Source organism: Shewanella sp. SG44-6 (genome assembly GCF_014164185.1).
In the GTDB taxonomy this organism is placed as follows: Bacteria; Pseudomonadota; Gammaproteobacteria; order Enterobacterales; family Shewanellaceae; genus Shewanella; species Shewanella vesiculosa.
The window spans coordinates 1-7502 of record NZ_JACJER010000177.1 but is presented as its reverse complement, the minus strand read 5'-3'; the positions used below and the strand labels follow the sequence as shown (position 1 = coordinate 7502).

The 7502-nt window shown below is 40.6% G+C and carries 7 protein-coding genes and 1 pseudogene; 3 read left to right on the top strand and 5 right to left on the bottom strand.

Annotated elements, in window-relative coordinates; all coding sequences use genetic code 11:
* The 4 genes and pseudogenes from secD to queA form a co-directional block, all read right to left on the bottom strand.
* Nucleotides 1–560: pseudogene (gene secD / locus H5185_RS20285) on the bottom strand (protein translocase subunit SecD); the annotation flags it as partial.
* A gap of 18 nt (nt 561–578) precedes the next feature.
* Nucleotides 579–911, bottom strand: a complete 333-nt coding sequence (gene yajC / locus H5185_RS20280) for a preprotein translocase subunit YajC (RefSeq protein WP_124016296.1) — start codon at nt 909–911, stop codon at nt 579–581.
* Nucleotides 912–936: 25 nt separating this feature from the next.
* Complete coding sequence (tgt, locus tag H5185_RS20275) at nt 937–2061, bottom strand: tRNA guanosine(34) transglycosylase Tgt (protein WP_124016295.1); 1125 nt, start codon at nt 2059–2061, stop codon at nt 937–939.
* Between the two features lie 141 nt (nt 2062–2202).
* The gene (queA, locus tag H5185_RS20270; protein WP_182743003.1) at nt 2203–3243 is read right to left on the bottom strand and encodes a tRNA preQ1(34) S-adenosylmethionine ribosyltransferase-isomerase QueA; all 1041 of its coding nucleotides are present in this window, start codon (nt 3241–3243) and stop codon (nt 2203–2205) included.
* 457 nt (nt 3244–3700) lie between these two features.
* Here queA and H5185_RS20265 point away from each other — a divergent pair, with 457 nt between their 5' ends.
* The 3 genes from H5185_RS20265 to H5185_RS20255 all read left to right on the top strand — a co-directional run bounded on the left by H5185_RS20265 (nt 3701) and on the right by H5185_RS20255 (nt 5736).
* The gene (locus H5185_RS20265) at nt 3701–4300 is read left to right on the top strand and encodes an ACP phosphodiesterase (protein WP_124016293.1); all 600 of its coding nucleotides are present in this window, start codon (nt 3701–3703) and stop codon (nt 4298–4300) included.
* Nucleotides 4301–4326: 26 nt separating this feature from the next.
* The gene (locus tag H5185_RS20260) at nt 4327–4917 is read left to right on the top strand and encodes a protein disulfide oxidoreductase (protein WP_182743002.1); all 591 of its coding nucleotides are present in this window, start codon (nt 4327–4329) and stop codon (nt 4915–4917) included.
* Between the two features lie 165 nt (nt 4918–5082).
* The gene (locus H5185_RS20255) at nt 5083–5736 is read left to right on the top strand and encodes an RluA family pseudouridine synthase (RefSeq protein WP_182743001.1); all 654 of its coding nucleotides are present in this window, start codon (nt 5083–5085) and stop codon (nt 5734–5736) included.
* Between the two features lie 78 nt (nt 5737–5814).
* Here H5185_RS20255 and sstT read toward each other — a convergent pair whose 3' ends face one another.
* Nucleotides 5815–7047: a serine/threonine transporter SstT gene (gene sstT / locus H5185_RS20250; RefSeq protein ID WP_182698087.1), complete on the bottom strand. Its 1233-nt coding sequence runs from the start codon at nt 7045–7047 to the stop codon at nt 5815–5817.
* Nucleotides 7048–7502: the final 455 nt, after the last annotated feature.

The window sequence follows — 7502 nt, the reverse complement described above, 5'->3', positions numbered from 1 at the left end:
TGGTCAACAGTTGCAGCGTCACGAAACTTAATCGCAATCCCTTTTGGGGTTTTACGAATACCTGCGTAACGAATTTTCTCTTCACGAAGTTGGCTTCTGAAATCAGCTATTTTAGCTTCTTCCATTTTACGGATTGCTTCGCCCATATCCACTTCCATTAAGAAGTGAACACCGCCACGCAAATCTAAACCTAATTTCATCGGCGAACCACCAACAGCTTCAAGCCATTTTGGGGTTGCCGGTGCTAAGTTCAATGCAACGGTATATTTCTGGCCAAGCAGTTCAGCAATAGACTCTTTTGCCAACAGCTGCTGCTCAGGATTTTGCACACGAACTAATAACTGACCATTTTCAAGCTCGGCACGCTTTACCGCAATACCCTGACTCTCTAATAAATCAACCACAGTCGTTTGAGTCGATGCAGTGACTTCAGCGCCGCGGGTTGCGACGATCTGTACTGCATGATCTTCACCAAACAAATTTGGTATTGCATAAAAACTACCAATGGCGATGATGAGCATCACCATGATATTTTTCCACATTGGGTATTTATTTAACACACCATAGCCCTCTTGGCTTTATAACGACTGGATAGAACCTTTAGGCAATACCGCTGCAATATAATCCTTTTTGATCGTGATTTGGTTGTTATCGTTAATAGCTAATAACACATAATCACTTTCTTCACCGATTTTGGTTACTTTGCCTAGAATGCCACCACTGGTTAATACTTCATCACCTTTTGAAATAGAGGCCATTAAGTTTTTGTGTTCTTTAACACGCTTTGACTGCGGACGGAAAATCATGAAGTAAAAAATTAATCCAAACATGACTAGCATGAAAATTAACTGCATGGTTTCGCCACCGGCAGCGCCACTGATTGGGTTTGCATATGCATTTGAAATAAACATAGTTCTCTCTTCTTATTAGCTAAAATTAAACGGTTAATTCAGGTACTTCACGACCGAAACTGGTGTAGAACTCCTTAACAAAGGTGTCTAATGTACCTGTCTCAATTGCGCCACGCAAACCTTCCATCAACATTTGATAATATCGTAAATTATGGATGGTGTTTAAACGCGCACCTAAAATTTCATTACAACGATCTAAATGGTATAAATATGCACGTGAATAGTTTTTACAGGTGTAACAATCACACTTAGGATCTAATGTTGATGTATCATCGCGATGACGCGCATTGCGGATTTTAATCACACCTTCACTAGTAAATAAATGACCATTACGGGCATTACGCGTTGGCATAACACAGTCGAACATATCCACACCGCGACGCACGCCCTCAACTAAGTCTTCAGGTTTACCTACGCCCATCAAGTAGCGAGGTTTGTCAGCAGGGATCTGCGGACAAACATGCTCTAAAATGCGGTGCATGTCAGCTTTAGGCTCGCCCACGGCTAAACCACCAACGGCATAGCCATCAAAACCAATATCTAAGAGACCCTTTATACTCTCGTCACGTAAGTCTTCAAATACTCCACCTTGAATAATACCAAACAAAGAGTTTGGATTTTCTAAGCGGTCAAACTCATCTCGCGAGCGTTTTGCCCAACGCAATGACATTTGCATCGATTTACGCGCTTCGTCATGAGTTGCTGGATATGGAGTACATTCATCAAAAATCATCACCACGTCAGAACCCAAAGAATCCTGAATTTGCATTGATTTTTCTGGGTCTAAGAAAATCTTTTCACCGTTAATCGGTGAACGAAAATGCACACCTTCTTCGGTTATTTTACGGATGTCACCTAAGCTGAACACTTGGAATCCGCCTGAGTCCGTTAGAATTGGACGCTGCCAATTCATAAAATCGTGCAAGTCACCATGCTTACGCATGATTTCTTCACCTGGACGCAGCCATAAATGGAAGGTGTTACCCAATAAAATATCGGCACCCGTCGCGCGCACTTCTTCCGGCGTCATCCCTTTTACGGTACCGTATGTTCCCACTGGCATAAATGCTGGCGTTTCTACGGTACCACGATCAAAAATAAGACGTCCGCGACGTGCTCGACCATCTGTTGTATCTAATTCAAATTTCATAAATCACCTTGCCAGATAAACAGTCTGACTCGTTTAGTTTCATAGTAATGAGGGCAAATCTTAATGCTTCAAGGTTACTGAGACATTAAATCAAAAAAACGCCCACTATTGTGGGCGAGTATTTTAAATCAAATTCGTTGCTTAGGGGGCTTTTTTCGTCACAAACATGGCATCACCATAGCTAAAAAAGCGATATTTCTGCGTAATAGCATGTTGATAAGCGTTCATCACTTCATCAAAACCAGCAAAAGCACTTAATAGCATGATCAATGTCGACTCAGGCAAATGAAAATTGGTCACCATGGCATCAACGATTTTAAATTGAAAACCGGGATAAATAAAAATATCTGTATCACCACAGAAGGCTTGTAATGGGCCATCGCTACTGGCTCTGGCTGCACTTTCAAGCGAACGAACAGACGTTGTTCCGACGGCAATCACACGATGACCATTGGCTTTGGTTTGCGCGATGAGATCAACGACATCTTGGCAAACATTAGCCCACTCTGAATGCATTTTGTGCTCAAGAATATTATCAACTCGAACCGGTTGAAACGTACCTGCACCTACATGCAAGGTCACAAAAGCAATATTGACACCTTTAGCTTTTAATTCAGCCAACATGGCATCGTCAAAGTGTAAACCTGCCGTTGGCGCAGCCACAGCACCTGGCGTTTGGTTATATACCGTTTGATAACGCTCTTTATCAGCGTCTTCATCTGGACGGTCGATATAAGGAGGCAGAGGCATATGGCCGACATCTTCAAGCACTGCTAATACACTTTTATCAGACAGAAGCTCAAGTTCGAACAAGGCATCATGACGGGCCAACATTTTCATTTGATATCCGCCATCTAAGTCGATAAGAGTATCAACTTTAGGGGATTTAGAACTGCGAACGTGGGCCAAAATACGTTTGTCGTCAAGCATACGTTCTACGAGAATTTCAAGCTTCCCACCCGTAGATTTTTGCCCGAATAATCGCGCTGGAATAACTCGAGTGTTATTAAACACCATCAAATCACCAGGATTGATCAAATTGAGTAAATCGGTGAATTGTTTGTCGGCAAGCTGACCGTTTTCGCCACTTAGCGTGAGTAAACGCGAAGCATTGCGTTGTGCTGTCGGATAGCGAGCAATCAGCTCATCTGGAAGTTCGAACGAAAAATCTGCAACGCGCATGGTATAATCTCAACAGTAAAAACGGCCGCTAGTCTATGGCGAGCGCCGGTTAAGATCAAGTTTACTGATTACTTTTTTGGCGGTTTTTGTTTAATAACCTCTGTAGCAATATCATCTATATCAATCGAATTGGGCTTAGCGTCATTAAATGGTTGATTCGACTTATATGAATGTTCTTCGTAGCGCATATCTATGTGTACTTTATTTCTCTTAGGTACTGTAGGCCTACCTAATAACTTTTTTATCAAACTCTTCATCATCCTTGACCCTTAAGATTAATCATATACCCTTTAACGGCTGTTATATTTGAGCATGTCACAACAATAATGATGTCCAATACTCAATGACATTTTTATATAAATCGTTATGATTAAGTTCACACTCTAGCCTAATTGTAACAGTTCGTTACAAACGGCTTGTATCATACTGTAAAATAATAAAATTAGAAGTACCATTTATGAACTTTCTAGCTCACTTACATTTAGCCGACATCAGCAATACTCACCTAGTAGCTAATTTGTCGGGAGATTTCGCCAAAGGTAACATTAGCCAACATCCGAAGCATCTGCAGCAAGGAATATGGCTACACCGTCAAATAGACCAAATTACTGACAGTCATGAAATTATTATCGATTTGCTCAAGTTATTCCCTAAAACCTCACGTCGGGTAGCCCCCATATTGATTGACCTAGTATTTGATCATTATTTAGCCTTTTATTGGGAAGAGTACCATCACCAGCCACTAGATGAGTTTTGTCAAAAAGCCTACCATCAGCTCAATACGACACTTGAACTCCCTTCGACATTACAAGCAATAGCGCCACAAATTATTGAGCAGGATTGGTTAAGTAGTTATCAAACAAGGCCAGGGTTAAACCAGGCGATTAAAGGGGTTAGTAAGCGATTATCAAAACCTGAATTGTTTGACCATGCCATTAAAGATATTGATAAAATTTATGTTGACATCGAAATTGCATTTAGAACCTTTTATCCGCAATTGATGGCCTATAGCAGATTGTATAGTCGTAAAACGCCTGCTGAATATTTACCATTATAGAGAGTAATAACAGGAGTGAATTAAGTATGCCATCATGGGTAATCAACCTAAAATCTACCCTCAAATCCAAGCGATTTTGGCTTACAAGCCTTCGTGATATCACACTCATTGGAATAGCATTATTTTTTATTGCCAGTTATTTGCAACGAGATATGCGCAAAGGTGCTGCTGTCCCAATTGAAGCACACTCGATAACTAATAAACCCATATCACTGTTTACCTCAACATCTATTGAGATGGAACAGCAATCCAACTCTTTGAGTATCAGCAATAAACCTACGTTGGTATATTTTTGGGGTACTTGGTGCCCGATATGCCAAGTCACCTCGCCTATGGTTAACTCGGTCAATTCAGATCAAGATTATCAAGTGGTTTCTATTGCAGTTGCATCAGGTACCGATGCTGAAATAACAACCTTTATGCAGCAGCATGATTATCGTTTTGAGGTGATCAATCAACAAAACCAACCTCAGGCAATATCATTAAGCCAACAATGGGGCGCAATGGCTCTACCCGCGATTTATATCATCGATACGAATAACAATATTCGCTTTGTCACCTCAGGCGTAACCAGCAGTTGGGGCATGTCGTTGCGCTTGTGGTTAGCGACTTGGTAAACAACCTTTAGCCAAACATCTCTATATCAATTGGATAATTGATTTTTTTGTTATTGGCAAAATTTTGTTATTATTCGCGCCATAAGTGCGCATGGCTGAGTACTCATAAGCATCAGTGCCACACATCTTACCTGAATCAGACTCAATCAAAGAGAACACCTTATCATGCACATCTTTACATATAAGCCGCCATCTATTCCTTGGTTGGACATTCGCTATAAAGACCGTGATATTATCGTGATTAATAAACCTTCTGGGTTATTATCAAACCCAGGACGCTCGCTAGACACATTTGATACCGCAATAACCCGCTTGCAACTATGCCATCCTGAAGCCATTTTGATCCATCGTTTAGATTGCGACACCTCGGGTATTATGATTTTTGCGCGAACCAAAAAAGCCGAATCACATTTAAAAATTCAATTTCAAAATCGCCAAGCCAAAAAAGTGTATATTGCAGAAGTCACTGGCCACGTCGATGAACAGCAGGGGAAAGTAAACTTTGCTATCGGCCCAAATCCTGATTCGCCGCCATTTCAAATGCTCACCAGCACAGGCAAAGCTGCGTTAACCTACTTCCAAGTACTTGAACATAGACCACACTCAACCTTGATGGAACTTAAGCCGCATACGGGTCGCACTCATCAACTTAGGGTGCATATGTTATCCCTTGGTCATGCTATTTTAGGCGATGAATTTTATGGTGATGCAGCAACGATCAATGCCAGTAAACGTTTAAACTTGCATGCACAGTCACTGACAATTACTCACCCTTACAGCCAAGCTGAAATGACTTTTTTTAGTCAACATCCATTTTAATAATATAAGTGAAGCCAGATTAGACGAAAAAAAATGCTGACGCGGTGACGTCAGCATTTTTTAATCAGTGTCATAACATTAACTAGCTTGAGCAGCTTCTTTCGCTTCAGCGGCTTCACATGCTGCAGCGGTAAATATCACATCCGTAGAGCTATTCAATGCTGTTTCAGCAGAGTCTTGGATCACTCCAATGATAAAGCCAACAGCCACCACTTGCATCGCAACATCATTAGAAATACCAAATAAGCTACATGCTAATGGAATCAACAATAGCGACCCACCGGCAACACCTGATGCACCACAAGCTGAAACAGAAGCAATAACACTCAATAACAGTGCCGTCATAAAATCGACTTGAATTCCCAATGTATTTGCAGCAGCTAAAGTTAATACCGTAATAGTAATCGCTGCACCGCCCATATTGATGGTTGCACCAAGAGGAATAGACACTGAATAGGTGTCTTTATGCAATTTAAGTTCTTCACATAAAGCCATGTTTACCGGGATATTGGCTGCACTAGAACGAGTAAAAAATGCCGTAACCCCACTTTCACGTAAACACTTAAACACTAATGGATAAGGATTACGTTTAATTTTGACATACACAATAATAGGGTTAACCACCAAAGCAATAAATAGCATCGATCCCACTAACACCATCAGTAATTGACCATAGCCCGCTATGGCTTCAAAACCTGTTTCGGCAAAGGTAGCAGCCACTAAGCCGAAAATACCGATAGGTGCTAAACGGATAACAAAGCGGACAATATTCGACACTGCATCACTGACATCAGAAAGCATTCTCTTAGTACTGTCACTGGCATGATGCATAGTTATCCCTAAGCCTGCCCCCCACACCAAAATGCCAATATAATTACCGGTTAATAATGCATTAACTGGATTATCGACAATTTTAAATAATAAGGTATTGATAACTTCACTAATGCCTTGAGGAGGATTTGAGCCTTCAATTCCGGCGGTTAATAGTAAAGTGGTTGGAAACGCAAAACTAAATAACACTGCGGTTAATGCTGCAGCAAAGGTTCCCAGAAGATATAGCCCAATAATCGGACGCATATTGGTTTGGCTATTTTTCTTTTGATTAGCAATAGATGATGCCACCAAAACAAAAACCAGTATTGGCGCAATCGCCTTTAAAGCTCCCACAAAGAGTGAGCCTAAAAAAGCCACATTGTTGGCACCAGTTGTAGAAATACTTGCCAGGACCACACCCAAAATGATCCCGCTGATAATTTGAAGCACAAGGCTACCGTGAGCGATACGAGCGAATAGTGATGTTTTTTGATTCATTACTTAACCTATGATTATTATATTTATAGCTTTTTATGATCAAGGTTTTACTTATCTTTAGAAAGGGAAACATCAAAATGTTAATCATATCTGAACAGTTATCACCCACTGCATGTGGTGATATAAAACATACGTTTTAATACTGACAACATCATTGATAATATCAATGCTATTACTGAAAACACCCTGCTGTTTTACTCATTGATGTACGATCAATTCAACACGCTCAATTAACACACTTCAATCATTCCGTTTTCAGGGATAGCACTCCCTCATTAAAGTTAAGCATTACCTTGTGAACAGCGAATATACTGAACACTGTAAAAGCCTCATAGCTATATATCAGGATGGTGTGTGATAAGTCTAGTATTGATACAAAATGAGTAAAAAAATTTAAGCTTCGCTCATAAAGAAAGCATTAAATTGAAGCTTACCGACAACTTGCTACAAAATTG